The sequence below is a fragment of the Legionella lytica genome (genome assembly GCF_023921225.1).
In the GTDB taxonomy this organism is placed as follows: Bacteria; Pseudomonadota; Gammaproteobacteria; order Legionellales; family Legionellaceae; genus Legionella; species Legionella lytica.
Genome location: NZ_CP071527.1, coordinates 699,810 through 719,616 on the forward strand (window position 1 = coordinate 699,810; position 19,807 = coordinate 719,616).

Genomic DNA, 19,807 nt, shown 5'->3' on the forward strand with positions numbered 1-19,807 from the left:
ACCTCTAGGACAATTTATTTTTTTCTTTATATGCTTTGAGATCCGCGGTGGAGAGGTCGGTAATCCCGCGAATAAATTCATCCATCTCAATGGCTTCATGTCCTATTTTTAGCACATCTCGTACGTAATTGGCAGCATTCAATACATCTTGTAAGTTATATTTTTTAATATCAATTGCATGAAGGTATGCTGTAAAAAATTCGGTTCTTAAATTACCTATGCCTTTACCCATTCCTGCAAGAGAGGCATCAATAAAACGAACACCTGAATTGAGAGCCGCCAGCGCATTAGCTTGAGCTAAACCAATATTATCATGGGCGTGGAAACCAAAAGGAATCGAACTCTCCCCCAGATAGCGGTCGTAGATTTCTTTAGTGCGCGAGGGTAATAAGCTTCCATTGGAATCAGCAAAATAAATAATATCGGGTTGATGGCTGCTGGCTAGGCCAACTACGTCATCTAATTCAGCATTCGTGTAATAAGAAATGTGAATGAAATTAACTGAGACCATCATACCGAGATCTTGAGCCATTTTTATTAAGGGGAGAGCAACGGGGAGTTCGCCTCGGGCAATACAGATTCTTAATAAGGCAACACCACAATTTTTGAGCTCTCGTAAGTCTTCCTGCGTGACATTGTGCGGATGGGCCATGACTGCCATTTTAGAATTTTTAATCAAGCCTTGACAGAAAAGTAAATAATCCTTGTGGCACCATCCAGCGCGCCCTAAATCTGGAATAAAATGCAAGGAGCCATTACGATAGCCAATTTCAATATATTCAATGCCAGAATGGTCGAGAAGGGGTAGAAAACCTTCTAATTCATTGTCTTTAAAATGAAAATTTGTTCTATGTCCACCATCTCTTAATGACGCATCCAACAGTTGTATGGAATTGTTCATATAATGCCTTTTGTTTTAAGTAATGGATAGAGCACAGTGATAATTACGGCAATAATCAATGTCCTAATATAAAATGCTGTGCGTTTATTAAAGTATAGCGAACATAAATAGGCAAAAGGGTGCCGATAGATAAAATGACGCATTATTTTTCGGGTTACCAGATTAGCCGGCCCATGCATAGGAATTTCATGAATGCGTATGCTCGGGATTTCATTGGCTTCAATAATAACTCCCTCAGGGTATTTTATGGGTTTATTTATGTCTTCACATTGTATATCAATGCCAACCAATTTTAGGTTGAGGGTATTAGCAACTTGAATCATAAGTTTGCGATTTTCTTTGCATATATTTTTACTGATATTCTCATAGCTGCCTCCTCGCGTAGCATTACTCGTGTAGCCTAAGCTTATTTTCTCACCGACTCGAGGAATATAGTCTTCTTTTAGACCTTGTTCTCTAAGGCAAATAGATGCTTCAGCATCCAGGCTAATCGGGCCTAAAAATTCATTGATTTGTTTGCGTTCTTTATTGGTTTGCTCAATTAAGTCGGTAATGTTGTGCTTCCCATCGCCAAGCACAAAGGATGGATGGCGTAATACCACCCCAATTACTTTTTGATTAAATACTAGGACTCTATAAGATTTTAAATTACCATGAAATTCTTCCACAATGATTTGTTCATAGGTGGAAAAGGCTTCGGTTAGTACGGCTCTTAATTCATCCAGGCTTTGGATGTTACATAAAACGCCTCTTCCTTGCCGCTCGTTGAGCGGTTTTATAACCAACGGAAATTGTAGCTGATCGGTCTGTTCGGTGAAGGCATCATTTTCCAGCTCTTCTTTATCAACTAAAACTGCGCTAGGAACAGGGATTTCTGCTTCTTCTAATAAGCGGTTTGCAAAATATTTATGTCTGCCGATGCGGGTGCTACTAGAATAATTTATTGGCGGTTCGGCACCACAGAAAAAATAACGATGTTTATGTAGGCGAAGCTCAAAACCATCTAACTCTTCGATAGGTTTTACTGGTAAAAATAAGGCTTGAGCACTTTTATAATATAGTAAGGCATTCCCGTTAATAGCTGTACCCCTCTAATTGAATTATTGCTGATAATCTTTTGCCCCTGCAATAATCAGTTTATAGACGCGTTCGCTAATTATTCCTTGTTCGAATTTATTTTTTGCATCCCAAGTCATCAGTTGCCCTTTTTGTCGTACTAATTTCCGTGTTGCTGCAGTGACATCATTGGGATCACTTTCTAATAAAATATCCCGCACCTCTTCGTCAAACACAAGATATTCACGTAATGCCACCCGTTTTTCATCAACAGTAGGGACTAGTTTTTGCCAAATACACAGTCTAATAGTTTCCAGAATATCAATGGTGCGCCCCAAGCGTTCTTCCCCTGAGAATGAGGTAACAAGACGGCGCATGGTTTCTGCAACCCCTGAGGTATGCAACGTAGTATAGACTGGATGTCCAGTGAGTGCTGCCTCAAGTGCGGCACTAATGGTTTCTGCGTCACGACACTCCCCAACCATGATTAGGCGAGGCTTACGTCGTAAAGCGTTTCTTACTCCATCCGCGAAACTAGGTAAATGACGAGGGATTTCAGACTGGCTTACTACTGAAGAAATCGTTTCAATTTCATCGTAAACGAATTCAATAGGTGATTCATAAGTTAATACTTTTCGGTGTGAATCTTCTTTTTCAATTAAATCACGAATAATCGACGCCAAAAGAGTTGATTTACCTGAACCCGTTGCTCCCGTGATAAAAACAATTCCTTCCTGAGGCGCTACGGCTTCAAGCACGATGTCAGGAAGATTCATGGTTTCTAGCTTGGGAGGGGTGGTAGGAATGGTCCTCAGGGTGATTTGAATCGCATCATGGCCCTCAACGAGACAAGCAGTACCATTGACCCGATAACGATAACGTACACCGCGATTCGGACGGAATTCATAGTGCGTATCGATATCCTTTCCAGAAAGGAGCTGGGTTGTTGCGTTAGGCCCATAAATAGAATTAATTAAATCGCCAAGCTCAGTATTGGATAAGCGGCGATTTGTAATGCGGAGCAATTTTCCATAAACCTCAGCATAGATAGGTTCACCAGTTTGAATGGTGATATCTGAGGCGTTTAGTCGCTCCGTATGTTCCAACATTTTATCCATGAACAATGGCGTAAAACGTGTTGGTTCATCAGGCATTAAATGGTCTGTAGTCATAATTAAATTATCAGTTCGTCGTTGGTGTAATAACAGGCTGCCAAGATTTGTCTGTTATGATAATTTTAGACTGACTTGCCAATTTTTCCATATTCTTAAATTGTTCCAACGCATTTTCATCTTTGGCTACAGCTGCTCGCCATTCATTGCTGTTGATATTCAAGGCTGGCAGTGCCGTAATACGTAAGACGCGATCATCAATACGAATTTCAGAGGCATCCCCAGTAACCCCTAAATCGGTATGGGATACATAAGGAGGGGAAACCATATTCATTGCTAATAATTTGCGATAAAGAATCATACCGCCAAAGTCTTCTTTGATACGAGCAATGTTTTCTTCAAGAATCGTATTGGCTTGCTCAATACCGTTTTTCCAACCTTTAGCAACATACATGCACCAAATTTTCTTCTCTAGTCGAGTTTTTGGTAGCAAGGTATGGTTTGGATATTCTGGCTTAACATAATCTAGCCATAAATATTGGCGCCACGTAGGAGGAGTCGTCACAAAGTGGGCTTGTTTCGCTACTTTATAAGTGCGATCCGCGACACGAATATTTTGTGCATCAGCTAGATTTAAGGTGTTTCGTCCTTCCAATAGTACGGGAGGAAGAATGTTATGTTCCAGAGTCAGCGAATTAAAATCATAAATTGTATCTAAAGTACGTGTTTGCTTTGCCAATTGTTCATCAATAGCTTTAGCTCGCCATGCCAAGCCTGCTTGAGCCCCAAGACTGAGCGCAGTTTCTTTAAGAGCCATTTGGCGAAACTTACCAGATTGTCTTTTGGTTCGTTCCTTGGCCGTTGTATTGGCCATAGCTTGTAAACCAGCTAATGAACCGGTATCACCTATATAAGCTGATTTGTGACATGATGCCAGCAATAAGGCAGACACCAGAACAGTGAGACTAAGAGTAAATTTTGGCATAACGTAATTCAACAACCTGACTGTTAGGGTAAACGTGAATAAAAGCTTTTATTCCAGCTTGATAATCTATATCACGCAGGATTTCAGCTAAGCTTTGATCTTTAACGGTAAGACTAATAAGTACGGGTATCGCTGGAGATTTTCCTAGGATACGCATTCTATAATGCGCCGCTTTAGCGATGCGCTCGGTCAATTCTTCAATTGGACCTGACCAGTCTACGCTTGCACGAGCTTGTAAGTTATAAGCATTAGGTATCGTTAATGTATTATCTTTGTGTGGTGGCACGACTACTTTTTCTATACGAGCCATTTCATGCATCGAATCACTAACAGAAACTGCAGCTTCCGCCAGTTTAATTGTGGCATCATCACTGGGGTTATTTACGGGTGGTTTTTTAAAAAAGACGCCCGTAGATTTACAACTGGCAAGCAGGATTGAAGCAATTAACAGCGTGACAAGCTTGTTGTTCATTCAAATTCTTTCGATCTAGATAATATTGGAATGATTGAAACAGGAGCCACGCTCCTTGTCAAGTCATAACGTAAATTCTGGAAAAGAATCACCGAAAATCTTTGTTAAATCAATTTGCTTTTTACTAAGGCAGGTGGGTTTATCCATAAAAAAAGCACTTCGTTTGAGCATTGGCTATTACGGCACTAACGACGCTGGCAGGAGGAATCCGTTACGCTTAAAATGTATAGGTTGGCGTTGCCCAATATGGGGGGGAGTTATGCACTGTTTGTATACCTGTAGGTCGGGCTCATGGTCGGTATTCTCAATCTTTTTAAGAATTTCTTTTTTGAGTAAACGGATGGAGTATTGCCCGTTTTGTGGCTTTGTAAAGGATTGGAGTCTTTGAGGAAATGTCGGGCTATGGGCCCGACCTACGCTCTTTATTTAAGGAAGTCCTGGTCACAGGTAGTCAGATTTATTATATTTTTTCAAATAAACCGTAAACTACTTGGCCTGCTTTTTTAAGTTTGACTGTTCGCCAGGATTGCTCATCTAATTCGATTGCAGTTGGCGATTCCAGGTAAACTAAACCTCCGGGAATTAAAATATCCTTCTGAGTCAGTTCCTGGATGCATTGAGGAAGGTAGTCTTGTGCAAACGGGGGATCGAGGAAAATAATATCAAATTGCTCTTTGCTCGATTGCAGATAAGCGCGGGCATCCATCTTTAAAAGCTTTAAAGTTGGGCTATTAAATGAACTAATTATTTTGTGCAAATTTGCATGAGCCTGAGGCGAGTGCTCAACAAAGACGACTTGTGCTGCACCACGCGAAAAAGCTTCTAAGCCCAACGCGCCGCTGCCAGCAAAGGCATCTAGGCAGCGTGCGCCTCTAATGTCGTGCATTAACCAATTAAATACGGTTTCGCGTACCCGGTCAGGGGTGGGTCTTAAACCTTCAATATCGGGGAAATGTAATTTTTTTCCACGATATTGGCCTCCTATAATACGAATTTCCTGTTTCAAGATTGCCCCACTGTCACGAGAAGTAATTTATCTGGGTTTAACTGTTGTTGGAATGCCTGTTTTATTTCGTCTTTGGTTACGGCCTTGATGCGGGCGACATAAGTATCCAAATAATTATCTGGCAAACGGTAAAAGGTCATACGCAACAATATGGTTGCAATGCTGCGATTGCTTGCTAACGAGAGCGGAAAACTACCGGTAAGATATTGTTTTGCCGCATCCAGCTCTTGTTCGCTGGGACCATTATTGATGTAGGTATGTAATTCTTTTTGAATGATATCCAACGCTAGCTTAGCTTGCTGATTACGAGTTGATAAGCTGATGAGAAATGGTCCTTCCCCCGGCATGGGTGAAAATTGACTCTCAACACCATAAGTTAATCCTCGTTTTTCTCTTACTTCAACAGCCAGTCGTGAAACTAAGGAGCCACCACCTAAAATATAATTACCTACCATGAGTGGGAAATAACGGGGATTCTTATGATCAATTCCTATTTGACCAAGACGAATCATGGTTTGAGAAGAAGGAAAGGCAGTATTCACATGCTCTGCTTGAGCTAATTGTGCTGCTTGAGCAACAGGCTGAGCGGGAGTTCCTTTAGCTAAGTTGGCGGTAAACTGCTCTGCTAATTGGTGAGCCGTTTCGCTACTAATATCACCCACCATGACGAGCACCGCATTTTGTGCCACAAAATAACGGTGATAAAAGTCCGTTACTTGCTTTTTCGTAATTGCATTGAGTGATTTTTTGGTGCCGTTAACTGGATGAGCGTAGGGGTGCTGCTGATACAAGGCCTTGAAAAACGCGCGATCCGCAACGTCTTCTGGTGATTCGTGGCTTTGCTCAATAGTCATTAGTAATTGTTTTTTTTCTCTAACAAATGCCTCATCTGGAAAATCCGGTTGATTAATAATTTGGGCAAATGTTTTACCTGATTGAGCTAACGCATCCTTACTGACCAGTGAGCGCAGGTTTAAAACAACCATGTCTCTACTGTTTTCCACACTGACTTGTGCTCCAGTATCCGCCAATGCTTCAGCAATCGCTGTTGCATCTTGGCCCGCACTACCCTGATTTAACAGACGTCCAGTTAATGAGCTTAAACCATAGGATTCTTCATCGTAGGAGGAGCCTGCTGCAAATGCGAGACTAACATCCAGCATAGGTACTTCTTTTGCTGGGTAAAAAACTACGCGTACGCCATTCGCTGTTTGCCATTTTTCCGTTTTAAAGCTAGTTGCGTGGGCCGGCTTGTATAAGCCAATAGTTAACGCCATAAGGCAAGTAGTTAAAATTTTCATGATTTCACCTTAGGAGTTGTTTGTGGCTCTAATTTGGCGACGGTCATATTGTTTTCTTGAAAATAACGTTGAGCCGTTTGTTGAATTTGCTCCGCAGTTACCGCATTAATTGCCTGAGTATATTCATTGGCCTTATTCCACCCAAGTCCTACGGTCTCTAACAACCCCAGCTCCATTGCTTGGCTAAAAATCGAATCCTTTTCATAAGTTTTTTGGGCAATTATTTGATTTTTAATGCGTTTTAACTCTTTGTCGCTGATGGGATTTTTTTTCAAATCGTCTAATTGTTCAACTAAACCTTTTTCCAAAACATGAACGTTTTGGTTTTGGCTGGGGGCGCCATAAACGATAAATTGAGTTTGATAGCGAGTATAAAGGTTATAATAGGTGCTGGCTCCTGTGGCGATATGTTGTCCACGGATGAGATTTTTCGCAAAGCGAGCTCCCTCTCCGGCATCTAAAATACCGGCAATAATTTCCAGAGCATAAGGTTCATAGGCTGCTTTTGCCGTCTTAATTCCAGGCACTGAATAACCAATCATGACCAGTGGCAGTTTTGCGGTGCTTTGCACACTAATTGCCTTCTTGCCTAATGCAGGTGGTTCTTGTTGTGGTTTACGTATGGGGATTTTTCGTTGGGGCAGGGCTGCAAAATAGTGTTGAGCTAAAGCACGGACTTGCTCAGCATTCACATCGCCAACGACTACTAGCGTTGCGTTATTAGGGGCATAATAACGCTTATACCATTTTCTTACATCGTCAACACTCATTTGCTTTAGATCACTCATCCAACCAATAACAGGATGATTGTATGGAGCGGCTAAATGTGCTGTTGCTAAAAAGCGTTCAAAAGCCAGAGCTTGGGGGTTATCGTCAGTTCGTAAACGACGCTCCTCCTGGATTACCTTAATTTCTTTGGCAAACTCATCAGCACTCAGCAGCAAATTATTCATGCGATCAGCTTCTAGCTCAAAGCTGGTTGCTAAGCGTGAGGCATCGGTTTTTTCAAAAAAAGCGGTGTAGTCATTGTTGGTAAATGCATTTGATTGGCCGCCAATTTCGGCGATTGTCTTAGAAAAAACACCTAATGGGTATTTTTTTGTACCTTTAAACATGATATGTTCAATGGCGTGGGAAACCCCTGTAATACCACCAGGTTCGTCTGCGGAGCCTACGTTATACCAAATCATAGATACCGCAATAGGAGCTCTATGATCTTCTTTAACCAATATTTTTAATCCATTATTCAAGGTATACTCTTGAACTTGGCTGAAGGTCTGGCAAGATAGTACCATAAGTAAGGTGATTAATATTTTGCGCACAAATTAACCTCTAAGCAAAAAGATGATAGAATTCCACATTTTTTAGGATTTGTATACTAATATGATTAAATGGTTTAAACGAGGCCAAAGTGAAGCTCCGTCCAAGAGCAATGAGCAGCAGGAAATCGAAGAGTCTATTTCTGAGGTGGCTCCACGTCCTGTAGAACCGGAACCCGAAGTCACCAAAGAAGGTATTTTTGCTCGTTTTCGCAAGGGCTTAAGTAAGACTCGTCACCAATTAGGTGATGGTATTGGACGGCTTCTGTTAGGTAAAAAAGAGATCAGCCAAGAGCTGTTGGATGAGTTAGAAACTGTGCTCATTACCGCAGATCTTGGGATTAATACGACGCAGAAAGTATTAAAACAAATCACCGAGGGCTTAGAGCGTAAGCAATTAGCTAATGGCGAGGCCGTTTATGATGCACTTAAAGAGCATTTACAATCTATTTTAACTCAAAACGATACCCCTCTTACTTTAGAGACTGGCGATCATTCGCCTTTTGTGATTTTAATGGTGGGTGTCAATGGCGCTGGAAAAACCACCACAATTGGTAAATTAGCGAAACAGTTTCAACAACAAGGAAAAAAGGTCATGTTGGCTGCAGGCGATACCTTTAGAGCCGCAGCTGTAGAGCAATTACAAGTTTGGGGTGAGCGAAATGATATTCCTGTTATTGCCCAGCATACTGGCGCTGATAGTGCTTCAGTAGTTTTTGATGCGTTGCAAGCAGCAAAAGCACGTAAGATGGACGTACTCATTGCGGATACTGCCGGACGTTTGCATACTCAAGGCAATCTGATGGATGAGTTGAAAAAAGTAAAACGAGTCTTGCAAAAACTGTGTCCTGAAGCACCCCATGAAACGATGTTGATCTTGGATGCAAGCATAGGTCAGAATGCATTAGTGCAGGCACGGCAATTCCATGAAGCAGTAAATTTAACGGGCATTACGATGACCAAGTTGGATGGAACTGCTAAAGGCGGAATCTTGTTTGCAATTGCGAGTGAGTTGGGAATACCCTTTCGTTATATAGGGATTGGTGAAGGGATAGAAGACTTACGTCCCTTTGGTGCTGAACAATTTGTTGGTGCATTGTTTCATGATCACATTTGAGCAGGTGAGTAAACGTTATCCTGGTGGCTATGAAGCCTTAAGCAATGTTAATTTTTCGTTACAAAGGGGCGAGATGGCGTTCCTTACTGGTCATTCGGGAGCTGGTAAAAGCACTTTATTGAAGCTCATCGCGCTTTTAGAATGGCCTACCTCTGGGCAATTAACGGTGAATGGCGCGCGTTTAAATCATTTGAAACGTCGTGACGTAGCGACACACCGCAGCCAATTAGGTATTACCTTTCAATCGCCGTATTTACTGAATGATCGTAGCATCTTTGATAACGTTGCCTTACCCTTACAAATTCAGGGTACTCCATATCCCATGATTGCAAAGCGAGTTCATGCTGCATTAGACATGGTTGGTTTATTGAGCAAGGAAAAAATGCTTCCTTCCCATTTATCTGGGGGAGAGCAACAACGGGTTGGTATTGCACGTGCTGTAGTACACAAGCCCGCTTTATTATTGGCCGATGAGCCAACTGGAAATTTAGATCCCAAGCTGTCTACAGAAATTATGTCTCTATTTGAGCAATTTAATCAGGTTGGTGTGAGCGTATTAATTGCCACCCATGATTTGCCTTTAATTGCTCGCATGAAACACCGAATTGTCATGCTTAAAGGAGGCCGGGTGTGCTAAAGAAATTACAATCGTTTTTTGCCTATCACGTCCAGGCAGCTACTCAAAGTTTGAATTATTTATGCAGCAAGCCGGTGGCTACTTTAATGACATCAGTGGTGATTGCAATTGCATTGGCATTGCCGGCCCTTTTTTGGGTGTGTACTGATAATGTGAATAAACTGACGGGTGATTGGAAACGTGGTGGTCCTATTTCTATTTATCTAAAACCTAATTTAACGGAAACAGAACAGCAACAACTTGTACAGAGAGTACGTGACACCGAAGGGGTTGGCCATGTTTCATTAAAATCATCTGCAGAAGGGCTTGCAGAATTAACAAAACAAGAGGGAATGCAGGACATCATGCATTATCTTCCTGAAAATCCATTGCCTGCGGTAATAACTGTACAGCCAGCTGTATCGGTTGATTCCCCAGTTAAATTAGACCAACTTGCCCAACAATTGCAAACCTTAGCTGGTGTTGAACAAACAAAGGTGGATATGGAGTGGATTAGCCGACTCGATGCACTGATGCGATTTGCCGCTCATTTTGCGGATGGCTTATTATTATTGCTCGCTTTAGCGGTAGTGCTTATTATTGGCACTACATTGCGTTTAGCACTACACAGTCGCCAGGAAGAGATTCAAGTGTTAAAGTTGATTGGTGCTAAAGACCCCTTTATTCTTCGGCCTTTTCTGTACACAGGGATTTGGTATGGGGTTATCGGGGCTGTTTTCGCTGCTTTTTTAGTTAATATTTTTATTTTGAGTTTAGCAAGGGCGGTTAATCATCTAGCATTTGTTTATCAAATGCACTATTCGGTTGATCTTCTTTCAATGCGGCAAATCTTGCTACTCATTATATTTGCTATTATACTAGGTTGGTTAGGGGCCTGTTTGTCGGTAAAACGGCAATTAGCTTCTATAGAACCTCAATTGTAGTTTTATTCCAAGAGGAAAACGTATGAGTCAACAATTGCAACTTGCTGCTATGAATTTACCCATAGGCAGTCTTGATGCGTACATTCATAGAGTTAATCAAATTCCTATGTTAACTTTGGAGGAAGAGCTTGCCTATGCTGAGCGTTTTCATTCTGAAGGGGATCTTGAAGCAGCTAGACACCTGGTTCTTGCTCATTTACGTTATGTTGTTCGAGTTGCTCGAGGTTATTTAGGTTATGGTTTGCCTTTGAATGATTTAATTCAGGAAGGCAATGTTGGGTTAATGAAAGCCGTAAAACGATTTGATCCTAAAATGGGCGTACGCTTAGTTTCTTTCGCGGTTCATTGGATTAAAGCGGAAATTCACGAATTTGTATTACGCAATTGGCGTATTGTTAAGATTGCGACTACTAAAGCACAGCGCAAGTTATTTTTTAATCTTCGTCAGATGAAGAATCGCTTAGGCTGGTTTAGTAATGAAGAAGTTGAAGCCGTGGCAAAAGATCTGGGTGTAAGTACTAAAGATGTTTTGTTAATGGAGCAACGCTTGAATGCGATGGATTCCCCATATGATGCCCCTGATGCGGATGATGGTGATGAGTTCCATAATGCACCAGAGCGCTATTTGTTTAATGCAGATGATGATCCTGCTTTGACATTAGAAAAAGAAGACACTGGCGATCAAGGCCGCGAGAAATTAATGTTGGCATTAGAACAGCTTGATGAACGTAGCCAAGACATTTTGCAACAACGTTGGTTAGCAGATGACAAACTGACTTTGCATGACTTAGCAGAAAAGTATGGCGTATCTGCTGAGCGTGTGCGACAGCTTGAAAAAAATGCGATGAAGAAACTGCGCCAGTATATTGAAGCTTAGGGAGCGTTCTTTTCTATTCGGTGTAGCCTGGTTGCTTGCAACCAGGCTACACTTTTTATATTTTATTCGCGCGTCCCACTTGCTATTCTAAAAAGTCCCGTACCAAGCTTTCTACTCGCTCGTCCATCAACACACTTACATGATTCGCATCAGTCAAAATTCGTAAATCAGCATTTGGGTATTGTCTGCAAAAGCGAATAGACTCTTGTGTGCTCACGGTTTGATCTAAATCACCATGAATGCATAAAAAAGGAATATTCGGTGATTGAGATATAAAATGATTAAGTTGTATTCGATTTAAGGCAATTTTTGCTTGTCCTTCCACCAGATGACGTAAATGAATGTATCCACGCCCACTAAGTTTGAATTTTTTGGCGACGTGATTTACTGGGCCACGCATGTGGGTGGGGGAGGCAATTAATATGGCACGTTCCGGTTTATGAAGTAATCGCCATTCAGGAAGTTGTCCGGATAAATTTAAAGTATTAAGCAACATGGAGCCACCAAAAGAATGGCCAATTGCTCCATGGAAAGGACCGTACTGGTTTAAGGTTTCCTTAATTACGCTGGCCGCATCCATCCATGGTAATTGTAGCCCTTTGGCTTCCCCATGAGCGGGGAAATCAATGGCGTAGACTTCGTAGCCTTGCTGCTGCAACGTATCGATAATTCGCATCATATAAGCAGCTCGAGATATCCAGCCGTGAGTAATAAGAATTTTTTTATCTTTAGTTGTTTGGGTAGGTGTAAACCGATGTAATACGTGATGACGGGGATATTCCTTATGAATTACTTCAGTACGCCTTTTCTCCATAATTTCACAGGCTAATTTTGCAAAACTTCGATATTCTTTTTCTAGGGGGAAATGGATGGGCGTAATAAAAACTTGATAGCAGAATTGAGCATGTAATAAATCCCTAACGTGTGTTAATGATGTAGTTAACATGATACTAATTCCTTTTTTCTTTTAGTGTAGACCAATTTTTATTAGTGGTTAATAATTCTTTTATTATCAAATAACTATATATTAAAAAACTCCTTAGCTTTACTGGCCCAAACCCCAGTATTTGTATGCACGACCCCGGTTAAATTACTGGACATTTGATTAGATTCACCTAGACTATCGTTACCGTTTATTTCAGGGATAGTGCATGCATACTTCAAACTATATTTATCATCAGGATGAACTGGAACTTCATGGTTTTCTGGCTTATGACGCTTCGAAAGAAGGCACTCGGCCTGCAGTAATTGTAGCTCATGATTGGTCAGGGCGTAATGAATTTGCTTGTCAAAAAGCAACGATGCTCGCTGATATAGGCTATATTGGCTTTGCACTGGATATGTTTGGTAATGCTCAGATTGGCACAACGACTGAAGAAAAATCAGCGTTAATACAACCATTGGTTTCTAACCAGGCATTGCTTCGTCGACGTCTAGATAGTGCTTTAAATACGCTGCTCTCTATGCCTGAAGTCGATAAGGGGCGTGTTGCGATCATTGGTTTTTGCTTTGGCGGTATGTGTGCTTTAGAGTTAGCACGTTCAGGGGCTGATATCAAAGGTGCGGTTAGCTTCCATGGCTTGCTGAATAAGCCTGGAATGATGAAGTCAAATGCGATTAAAGCAAAGGTTTTAGCTTTACATGGTTATGAAGATCCTTTGGCAAATCCTGAGCAAGCGAATGCTTTTTGCCAAGAAATGACCTCAGCAAAAGTTGATTGGCAGCTGCATATGTATGGTCAGGTGCAACATGCATTCACTAATCCTAACGCTCATGATACCCAATTGGGTTTAATGTATAACGTTGCTGCTGCGAAGCGTTCATGGCAGGCAATGACTAATTTTTTACAAGAAATTTTTATGTAACAGATGGTACGTCATCCTTGGTCGTAAATTCTTCAAGATGACGTGCTGCAGCGCATGACTTGGTAAAAATCAATGTGTCTATTTTGTTATCGATAAGTGGTGTGGAGGTACAGAAATTACTGCATGGTATGCAGTCTATGATTTTTAAAAAAATTTATATCTTGGAGTGTCGCTTGTAAGATAAGAAAGAATTATAATCCTTCAAATTAAGCTCTGCTTCTGTGTTTTTTCCATAAGCCTTTTACTATTGATGCTAAATATAATATATTTAAAGTGCGGGGTTTTCTGTGCTTTTTTGTCAGCAAAAATCAATGAGTTTGTGGGGAATGATGCGTTTAGTAGGAGCAAGCCAACTTGAGTTTTTCATCCGGTAATAACACTATGCAGTTGCATCATTTTTTTGAGCGATCAGTCGATAGCTTTTCGAGCAATATTGCCTTAATTTGCGATAATGCCTTTATTTCATACCAAGAATTAGAATGTCGTGCGAACCAGTTAGCTCATTATCTTGTGGAGAACAATGTATCAAAAGGCAGTGTAGTCGGTATTCTTTTAGAACGTTCAGTTGAATGTTATATTGCTATCCTCGCTACATTAAAAGCAGGTGCTGCTTATGTTCCCATCGAAGTGGATTATCCTGAAGAGCGAATTAATTATATTTTTTCTGATCTGCCGTTTACTGCAGTATTGACCTCCTCCCTTCAGTTAGAGCAAAAAAAACTAGCATGGCCAAAGGTTTTTGCTCTTGATGAGCTTAGTGAAGAGCTTTCACAACAGCCCACTAAAAGATTGATTTCCGCTCTAAATGAACAGAATGCAGATGATTTATGTTATGTTATTTACACTTCGGGTTCCACTGGTAAGCCCAAAGGTGTAGAAATCCCGCAAAGCAGTATTTGTCACTACGTAAGAGAAGCAAGTACCCTTTATGCGATAACCAGCAATGACCGTGTTTATCAAGGTTTTTCTTTAGCTTTTGATGCTTCGTTGGAAGAGCTGTGGATGGCTTTTGCCAATGGTGCGGCTTTAGTTGCCTGTACTGCAAAAGAAGTTCGCTCAGGACTTGGTTTAATTTCTTTCTTACACCAACATCAAGTCACTGTACTGTCTACCGTTCCGACTTTGTTATCTACTCTAGAAGGGGAGTTACCTGATTTACGTTTATTAATTTTAGGCGGTGAAACCTGTCCTGCCAGTTTGGTTAAAAGCTGGAGTCGTAAAGGACTTAGAATTATTAATACTTACGGTCCAACAGAAGCGACCGTTATTGCAACTTATGCCGAATGTCATCCAGAAAAAGAAATTACCATAGGCAAGCCACTTAATGGTTATGGTGTTTTGATTGTTGATGAACATTTAAACGAAGTAAATGATGGGGAAGAGGGCGAATTATGCATTAGTGGCTTGGCTCTGGCTCGTGGCTATGTGAATCGTCCAGAAAGTACTGCGGAAAAATTTGTAATTAACCCGGCAAATCAGCAGCGTCTGTATCGTACGGGGGATTTGGCGTCTAAAACGGAACATGGCGAGATACGCTTTGCCGGGAGGATTGACGACCAGGTGAAGTTACGTGGTTTTCGTATTGAGCTCAATGAAATTGAAGCGGTAATGATGCAGTATTCAGGGATTAAGCAGGCGGTAGTTTCTTTGCAAACGCTGGATCAACCAACCTTAGTTGCGTATGTTTTACTTGAGAAAAATGCAAAATTTAATGCCAGCGAACTCAAGTCCTTTTTAAAGACTAATTTACCAGATTATATGATTCCCGCGATTACCGAAGTTCTGGAATCTTTTCCTGTCTTATCAAGCGGCAAAGTAAATCGTAAGGCCTTACCTAAACCAACTCAAACCAGGCCTGAGATTGTATATATTGCACCCAAATCAGAGTTAGCAAAAGAAATTGCTCATGTCTGGGAGAAGGTGCTGGATTATCCTAAAATTTCAGTGGATGCCGACTTTTTTTATGATTTAGGAGGACATTCTTTACTGGCTGCAAAAGCGATATCTAGCTTACGTAGGATTCCTGCATTACGAAATATATCCATTTTGGATTTATATAAAAATCCAACAATTAGCCAGCTGGAGCAAAAATTCAATAATGCGAATACAATCCAGCAAGAGGAAGTTCAGCGCAAGCCTAAATACCGTGCTCCGCAATGGAACTATTATCTATGTGGAGTAGGGCAGTTTTTCGGTTGTTTATTGCAATATGCGGTTGGCACCTTTCAATTGTTGGCGGTGGTTTTATGCTACAGTTGGGTGACTGCAGAATATTCAATTATTTCTCGTGAATCACAATTAGCCTTTTTAGCTTTATTTTTATCCTTGCCGATTATCTCGTTACTGATTACGGTCGCGATGAAGTGGATTTTATTAGGGCGAGTGAAGCCGGGAGAATATCCGCTTTGGGGTTGGTTTTATTATCGTTGGTGGTTAGTACAGAAACTACAAAAGAACTTATTTTTGGCTAAGTACTTAGTAGGTTCACCCTTAGCTAGAATTTATTACTGCCTGTTAGGGGCAAAAATAGGTAAAAACTGTCATATCGGCTCTATGCAGATTGCAGCTCACGACCTGTTAATTATTGGTGATAATACATCCATTAATACGGATAGCCGACTTTATGGATATATTGTTGAAGATGGTTGGCTGAAAATAGGGACCATTACTATTGGCAATAATTGCTACATTGGTGCACGGTCTGTAATTGGTTTAAATAGTGTTGTTGAAGATAATTCGGTCTTGGATGATATGTCCATGCTGCCTGAGCAAAGTTATGTAGCTCAGGGCGCTTATTTTTCAGGCTCTCCAGCAGTTCCTGGAATAGTTCCAGCCGATCACATCACCAGGAAAAAGGTAGCAGCTGAAGAGTCAACAATGCTGGAAAATACAATGTTTGGTATTTTGCACTATTTAGGCATTGTCTTTGTTATGGTCATGTTCTATTTATGCTTGGTTCCTGCACTTTCTTTTATCAGTTATTATTATGATGAGGGCAGCTATTTTACAACGATTTTCTTTGCGGTTCCTTTGGGTTCTGTGGTTTTCTTAAGTTTGTATTATCTTTGTGTCATTGTCTGTAAAAAAATTATTATGGACAAGGTAAAACCTGGCCAATATTCATTGAAGAGCTTTTATTATCTTCGCCATTGGATCATCGTAAAAATGCTCGATGGCGATGAAATATCCGTAATGGCCGATACTCTTTATTTGCCGGCTTTTTTGCGACTGCTGGGTGCTAAACTTGGAAAAAGCGTGGAGATGGGAGAAACTCCCCACATCATTCCTGATCTAGTAACGATCGAAGAGGGTGGTTTTACGGCAAGTTCCGTTGCTTTAGCTTGGCCCCATGTTTATCAGGGCGCAATTAACTTTGCTCCAGTATCTGTCGGGCGTCGTGGGTTTGTAGGTAATGTGAGTTTACTGTCCGCGGGTAAAGAACTGGGAGAGCGCGCCTTACTTGGATGTTTGTCAATAACCCCTCCAGGAGATAAGGCGACCGAGGTCAATTCTGCTTGGTTAGGTTCTCCAGCCGTGTATCTGCCAAAACGCGAAGTATTTGTTGGGTTTTCTGATAAAGAAACCTTTTATCCATCGAAAAAACTATATTGCACACGTTTGCTAATCGAGTTTTTACGGATTATTTTACCTACCTCGTTTTCTTTAATTGTTTTGTTTAATTTGCTTTATATTCTGGACTACATGTTAGCAACCTATTCTTGGGGCCTGACAGCGCTTGTATTACCTATTTCTGAGCTATTCCTGACTGTATGTATGGTTGGTGTTTTAGTCGGCCTAAAATGGATGCTTTTGGGTAAATTAAAGCCCTTAACCAAACCTATTTGGGATCCTTTCATTTGGAAAAATGATGTAATTGAATATTCCTATAATTATTACACCAATCCTCATTTAACAAATAAATTGTTAGGTACTCCATTTGCACTGTGGATTCATCGTTGTTTAGGTACTAAGGCTGGAAAACGTGTATTTACTGATAGCGCCGAGTTTTCTGAGTTTGATTTAATCACTATTGGTGATGATGTGTGTATTAATGCAGAAACCATAATTCAAACTCATCTTTATGAGGATCGTATATTTAAGGTTTCTAACGTGACGATTAACTCAGGTTGCAATGTTGGTACCGGATCAATCGTACTTTACAACACGGTAATGGAAGATAATTCTACTTTGGGAAGCCTCTCTTTATTAATGAAAGGTGAGTGTTTGCCTGAAAATACTCAATGGGCCGGTATCCCTGCTCAATCAACCTTAGTTGGGGGCGGATATCAACAAGCACCTCAAGTTGCGACGGTTGGAGATGCGGTTCAACCGGGAGCAATACCAGAGTTATTGTAGGTAGGGAGTTAACCCTAATGTAGCCTGGATGCAATGTAGTGTAATCCAGGTGTTATGAGCGTAGCGAACTCATTAAAGCAAGTCCTGGTTGCAAGCAACCAGGTAGCTGACTTAAAAATTACAAACGATAATTATCAATTAAACGAATATCGCCAATGCGTACCGCTGCAAAACGGCGGTTTTCGTATTCTTCAATGTATTCAACAGCTATATTTTTCGCGGTTATCTCTGTTTGAATTTGTTCGCAAGTCTTCTCTTTTTGCTGGAATAGCTGAGCAAAAATCTCGGCTAAAGCTTTTTCTTCTTTGTTTAACCGGTTATTGCGTGAGCTATAAGCTAAACCACTGGATTCACGAATAATAGGGCAGGGTATAATATCTACGTCTATAAAAAAGGCTTTAACCATTTCACGGATTAATAAATACTGTTGATAGTCTTTTTCGCCAAAATAGGCTTTATGAGGCTTAACCAGATTCAGTAATTTCATAACAACGGTTAACACGCCATTAAAATGGCCAGGGCGGTGAGCTCCTTCCATGAGTTGGCAAAGCTGCTGTTCATGAACTTGATAATTATATTGGTCAGGATACATTGCCTTTTCTGTAGGCAAAATACAAAAATCTACCCCTGATTCTTTCATAATAAGAATATCGGCCTCTAATGTTCGAGGGTAATGTTTGTAATCATCTGCTTGATTAAATTGGGTAGGGTTAACAAATAGAGTGGTGGCCGTATAATGATTTTCTCTTTGGCTGGCTAAAAATAAAGAGGCGTGGCCTGCATGTAAATTACCCATCGTTGGCGCAAAACCAATAGTCTGCTCGGTTGGCAGCTGTTTTCTAAAGTTTATCCACTCGTGAAGATCATGAAAAATTTGCATGAATTACTCCTGCATGTTGCTCGTAAGTGTTTTAGATAGTGCCAAGTATTGTTTCTACAGCGATTTTTCTTGTAGGCTAGGTTAAGCCCAGCATTTATAGCATGTATTGTATTTGCTGGGCTTAACAGCCCAGCCTACGTGTATCTTTGGCACATATAAAATGTGTTCAGGCTCTGTAAATTCTGCCACCTAAAATGAATGCTCAGGTGTTGGGAAATTCACTTGATGTACCTGCCGTGCGTAAGCATTAATTGCTTCAAGCAGTACTTCCTTGCCTTGAGCATAACGTTTAACAAATTTAAGATTAAGGCTAGTTTGCAGGCCTAACATATCATGCCAAACCAGGACTTGTCCGTCGGTATCTGCACCGGCTCCAATCCCAATCGTGGGAATGCTCAATGCATCAGTAACGCGCTTGGCAACCTGTTGTGGCACACATTCAATGACGAGAGCAAAGCAACCTGCTTGTTCTAATTCAAGTGCTTGTTGCAGCAGAATGTCTGCTTGCTCCTGGCTTTTTCCTTGAACCTTAAAGCCACCTAATTGGTGAATCGATTGAGGTGTTAGACCGATATGACCAATTATCGGAACGCCAGCAGTCACAAGATGGTTAATGGTTTTACAGGTATCTGCATCACCACCTTCAATTTTTACCGCATGGGCTCCTGCACGTAAAAGGCGAGTTACGTTTTCAACCGTTTGCGCCAGAGAAATTTTATGGCTTAAGAAGGGAAGGTCGGTAATTAAAAATTGTTGCTTTAGACCACGAGCTACTGCTTCAGTATGCAGAGCCATCATGTCCATGGTTGCCGTAATAGTCGTATCATGTCCGTGTACTGCCATTGCAACTGAATCACCAACAAGAACACAGTCAATCTCAGATTCAGCAATAGTGCAGGCGGAGGGATAATCATAACAAGTAAGCATGGCAATTTTTTGCTGCTCTTGTTTTTTACGTTTAAAATCATGAATTTTCATGCGGCACTCCTTCGCAGGCTAA

The 19,807-nt window shown here is 41.0% G+C and carries 17 protein-coding genes; 6 read left to right on the top strand and 11 right to left on the bottom strand.

All coding sequences use genetic code 11. The features are described from left to right. Positions 1–4: 4 nt before the first annotated feature. The 8 genes from J2N86_RS03100 to J2N86_RS03135 form a co-directional block, all read right to left on the bottom strand. A complete protein-coding gene (locus J2N86_RS03100) occupies positions 5–901 on the bottom strand; it encodes a beta/alpha barrel domain-containing protein (protein ID WP_252580935.1) in 897 nt (298 codons plus the stop codon). Further along, positions 898–1,980, bottom strand: coding sequence for a UDP-N-acetylmuramyl peptide synthase (locus J2N86_RS03105; RefSeq protein WP_322790915.1), 1,083 nt, complete (start codon positions 1,978–1,980; stop codon positions 898–900). The genes J2N86_RS03100 and J2N86_RS03105 overlap by 4 nt, the downstream gene beginning before the upstream one ends. A gap of 21 nt (positions 1,981–2,001) precedes the next feature. After that, positions 2,002–3,111: a Dot/Icm type IV secretion system ATPase DotB gene (gene dotB / locus J2N86_RS03110; RefSeq protein WP_252582338.1), complete on the bottom strand. Its 1,110-nt coding sequence runs from the start codon at positions 3,109–3,111 to the stop codon at positions 2,002–2,004. A gap of 28 nt (positions 3,112–3,139) precedes the next feature. Continuing rightward, complete coding sequence (locus J2N86_RS03115; protein ID WP_252580937.1) at positions 3,140–4,054, bottom strand: type IV secretion system DotC family protein; 915 nt, start codon at positions 4,052–4,054, stop codon at positions 3,140–3,142. After that, positions 4,035–4,526 (bottom strand): type IVB secretion system lipoprotein DotD, encoded by a 492-nt coding sequence (dotD, locus tag J2N86_RS03120; protein WP_252580939.1) that lies wholly within the window; start codon positions 4,524–4,526, stop codon positions 4,035–4,037. Before dotD ends, J2N86_RS03115 begins: the two co-directional genes overlap by 20 nt. A gap of 460 nt (positions 4,527–4,986) precedes the next feature. After that, positions 4,987–5,532 carry a 16S rRNA (guanine(966)-N(2))-methyltransferase RsmD gene (rsmD, locus tag J2N86_RS03125; protein WP_252580941.1) on the bottom strand — a complete coding sequence of 182 codons (546 nt, stop codon included), beginning with the start codon at positions 5,530–5,532 and terminating at the stop codon, positions 4,987–4,989. After that, positions 5,529–6,833 (bottom strand): M16 family metallopeptidase, encoded by a 1,305-nt coding sequence (locus J2N86_RS03130; RefSeq protein ID WP_252580943.1) that lies wholly within the window; start codon positions 6,831–6,833, stop codon positions 5,529–5,531. Before J2N86_RS03130 ends, rsmD begins: the two co-directional genes overlap by 4 nt. Continuing rightward, on the bottom strand, positions 6,830–8,155 hold the full coding sequence (locus J2N86_RS03135; protein ID WP_252580945.1) for a M16 family metallopeptidase: 1,326 nt from the start codon (positions 8,153–8,155) through the stop codon (positions 6,830–6,832). The genes J2N86_RS03130 and J2N86_RS03135 overlap by 4 nt, the downstream gene beginning before the upstream one ends. Before the next feature lie 61 nt (positions 8,156–8,216). Here J2N86_RS03135 and ftsY point away from each other — a divergent pair, with 61 nt between their 5' ends. From ftsY to rpoH, 4 genes are read left to right on the top strand one after another with little or no spacing between them, the layout of a single operon-like run. Next, positions 8,217–9,269, top strand: a complete 1,053-nt coding sequence (gene ftsY / locus J2N86_RS03140) for a signal recognition particle-docking protein FtsY (protein ID WP_252580946.1) — start codon at positions 8,217–8,219, stop codon at positions 9,267–9,269. Beyond that, positions 9,256–9,906, top strand: a complete 651-nt coding sequence (ftsE, locus tag J2N86_RS03145; protein ID WP_252580948.1) for a cell division ATP-binding protein FtsE — start codon at positions 9,256–9,258, stop codon at positions 9,904–9,906. Before ftsY ends, ftsE begins: the two co-directional genes overlap by 14 nt. Continuing rightward, positions 9,900–10,829, top strand: a complete 930-nt coding sequence (gene ftsX / locus J2N86_RS03150) for a permease-like cell division protein FtsX (RefSeq protein WP_252580949.1) — start codon at positions 9,900–9,902, stop codon at positions 10,827–10,829. The genes ftsE and ftsX overlap by 7 nt, the downstream gene beginning before the upstream one ends. A 22-nt stretch (positions 10,830–10,851) precedes the next feature. Continuing rightward, positions 10,852–11,706 carry an RNA polymerase sigma factor RpoH gene (rpoH, locus tag J2N86_RS03155; RefSeq protein ID WP_252580951.1) on the top strand — a complete coding sequence of 285 codons (855 nt, stop codon included), beginning with the start codon at positions 10,852–10,854 and terminating at the stop codon, positions 11,704–11,706. Between the two features lie 82 nt (positions 11,707–11,788). Here rpoH and J2N86_RS03160 read toward each other — a convergent pair whose 3' ends face one another. Further along, positions 11,789–12,652 (bottom strand): alpha/beta hydrolase, encoded by an 864-nt coding sequence (locus J2N86_RS03160; RefSeq protein WP_252580953.1) that lies wholly within the window; start codon positions 12,650–12,652, stop codon positions 11,789–11,791. Positions 12,653–12,857: 205 nt separating this feature from the next. Here J2N86_RS03160 and J2N86_RS03165 point away from each other — a divergent pair, with 205 nt between their 5' ends. Further along, entirely contained in the window at positions 12,858–13,571 is a 714-nt protein-coding gene (locus J2N86_RS03165) for a dienelactone hydrolase family protein (protein ID WP_252580954.1), read from the top strand. A gap of 354 nt (positions 13,572–13,925) precedes the next feature. Continuing rightward, positions 13,926–17,927 carry a Pls/PosA family non-ribosomal peptide synthetase gene (locus J2N86_RS03170; protein WP_252580956.1) on the top strand — a complete coding sequence of 1,334 codons (4,002 nt, stop codon included), beginning with the start codon at positions 13,926–13,928 and terminating at the stop codon, positions 17,925–17,927. A gap of 118 nt (positions 17,928–18,045) precedes the next feature. On the opposite strand, the gene panC is transcribed toward J2N86_RS03170, so the two are convergent. Beyond that, entirely contained in the window at positions 18,046–18,807 is a 762-nt protein-coding gene (gene panC, locus J2N86_RS03175) for a pantoate--beta-alanine ligase (protein WP_252580958.1), read from the bottom strand. Between the two features lie 189 nt (positions 18,808–18,996). Next, positions 18,997–19,785 carry a 3-methyl-2-oxobutanoate hydroxymethyltransferase gene (gene panB, locus J2N86_RS03180; protein ID WP_252580960.1) on the bottom strand — a complete coding sequence of 263 codons (789 nt, stop codon included), beginning with the start codon at positions 19,783–19,785 and terminating at the stop codon, positions 18,997–18,999. Between the last annotated feature and the right edge of the window lie 22 nt (positions 19,786–19,807).

Bases quoted from the DNA above. Each gene is read 5' to 3' on its own strand.
- J2N86_RS03100 (WP_252580935.1), bottom strand. From the start codon at position 901: ATGAACAATTCCATACAACTGTTGGATGCGTCATTAAGAGATGGTGGA.
- dotB (WP_252582338.1), bottom strand. From the start codon at position 3,111: ATGCCTGATGAACCAACACGTTTTACGCCATTGTTCATGGATAAAATG.
- J2N86_RS03115 (WP_252580937.1), bottom strand. From the start codon at position 4,054: ATGCCAAAATTTACTCTTAGTCTCACTGTTCTGGTGTCTGCCTTATTG.
- dotD (WP_252580939.1), bottom strand. From the start codon at position 4,526: ATGAACAACAAGCTTGTCACGCTGTTAATTGCTTCAATCCTGCTTGCC.
- J2N86_RS03130 (WP_252580943.1), bottom strand. From the start codon at position 6,833: ATGAAAATTTTAACTACTTGCCTTATGGCGTTAACTATTGGCTTATAC.
- ftsY (WP_252580946.1), top strand. From the start codon at position 8,217: ATGATTAAATGGTTTAAACGAGGCCAAAGTGAAGCTCCGTCCAAGAGC.
- ftsE (WP_252580948.1), top strand. From the start codon at position 9,256: ATGATCACATTTGAGCAGGTGAGTAAACGTTATCCTGGTGGCTATGAA.
- rpoH (WP_252580951.1), top strand. From the start codon at position 10,852: ATGAGTCAACAATTGCAACTTGCTGCTATGAATTTACCCATAGGCAGT.
- J2N86_RS03160 (WP_252580953.1), bottom strand. From the start codon at position 12,652: ATGTTAACTACATCATTAACACACGTTAGGGATTTATTACATGCTCAA.
- J2N86_RS03165 (WP_252580954.1), top strand. From the start codon at position 12,858: ATGCATACTTCAAACTATATTTATCATCAGGATGAACTGGAACTTCAT.
- panC (WP_252580958.1), bottom strand. From the start codon at position 18,807: ATGCAAATTTTTCATGATCTTCACGAGTGGATAAACTTTAGAAAACAG.
- panB (WP_252580960.1), bottom strand. From the start codon at position 19,785: ATGAAAATTCATGATTTTAAACGTAAAAAACAAGAGCAGCAAAAAATT.